This is a genomic window from Oceanobacillus longus (genome assembly GCF_042650085.1).
Lineage (GTDB): Bacteria > Bacillota > Bacilli > Bacillales > Amphibacillaceae > Oceanobacillus > Oceanobacillus longus.
Genome location: NZ_JBHSAO010000023.1, coordinates 1 through 1,449, shown reverse-complemented (window position 1 = coordinate 1,449; position 1,449 = coordinate 1). Strand labels below are relative to the sequence as shown.

General features: G+C 36.2%; 1 protein-coding gene. It reads left to right on the top strand.

What is annotated here, in order from left to right:
- The first annotated feature begins 38 nt into the window (after positions 1-38).
- The gene (locus ACFOUV_RS18565) at positions 39-1,313 is read left to right on the top strand and encodes an IS110 family transposase (RefSeq protein ID WP_379498258.1); all 1,275 of its coding nucleotides are present in this window, start codon (positions 39-41) and stop codon (positions 1,311-1,313) included.
- Positions 1,314-1,449: the final 136 nt, after the last annotated feature.

Sequence of the window (1,449 nt, the reverse complement as noted above, 5' to 3'; positions counted from 1 at the left end):
TTTACACACAAACAAATCACCTTAGGAGGAAGCTCTATATGAAGTATAAAATGCAAGACAAACAAAATCAACTAATAGAAAGAATATCAGATCAACATCTTGTCGTTGGAGTGGATATTGCACAACAATTCCATGTGGCTCGTGCTGTAAATTACAGAGGCATAGTGATTGGTGATCCTCTCACTTTTGAAAATGATGAGATTGGCTTCGATAAATTCCAAGTATGGATGAATGAATTAAAGGATTTAAAAGATTATCGTACCGAAATTGTTGGAATGGAACCTACTGGACATTATTGGTTAAACTTATCCAAATGGCTATATGATCAGCGTATTGATGTCGTAACGGTTAATCCTCATCATGTTAAAAAGAATAAGGAAAATCGAGATAATACGCAATCCAAAAGTGATAAGAAAGATGCTCTCGTCATCGCTGATATGGTTAAAAATGGATATTATTCTTTTATACATCCAACCTCAGAGGCATTTGAAAAACTAAGGGTTCTAATGTCTAACCGTGACTTTATCGTTAAACGGCTTGTCAGTTCCATTAACCAAATAAATCGTTGGGTGGATATTATATTCCCTGAACTTCGACAAGTATTTAAAGATGTAAAAGGGAAAGGTGCCATCGCAACCCTTCGTTTATTCCCTACACCAGTGGAATTACGTTCGATGGAAGCCCAGGATATCGTTAAAGGTTGGAAGACACTGATGATACGTCAACCTGGTTTTAAAAAAGCACAAACATTAATCCAATTAGCTAAAAGTTCTGTAGGTAACACCCAAGCGCTTGACGCGTATAAACTACATTTAGAACAATTACTTGAAGAATTTGATCTCGCCACAACCCAACTTGAAAAAGTAGAAGAAGAAACAACTGATGTACTTGGAAAAATTACTTTCACCAACAAAATACTTGGCATTAAAGGAATTACTGAAATTACGCTAGGAGGTATTTTAGGAGAAGCTGGCGATTTAAGTAAATTCGCTCACGGTAATTCACTCTTACGTCATGCAGGTATGAACTTAGCAGAGGCAAGTTCGGGTAAATGGAAAGGACAGATAGTCATCTCTAAGCGTGGAAGATCTCGACTAAGGCGCTACTTGTTCTTAGCGACAATGAGTCTAGTAGCAAACAATCCCGAGTTTAAAGCACTTCATGCCCACAATGTCAAAGTGAAAAAGATGAAAAAAATGAAATCTATCATGAAACTGATTGGTAAATTAGCAAGAATATTAGTAGGAATAGCCCGAAATAATGAACCCTATTGTCCTGAAAAAGTTCAACCCTTAACACTACTAGCAGCATAACTGACTTTTTAATAAATTACTTTCTATAAACAGAATTTAACGATTTACTATTCGTATAATATTGAATGTTGGCTTATTCGTAGGATCTCAAAGAAAGCACGGAGTACTGGAATCTATAAACAAAAGGGCACAGACC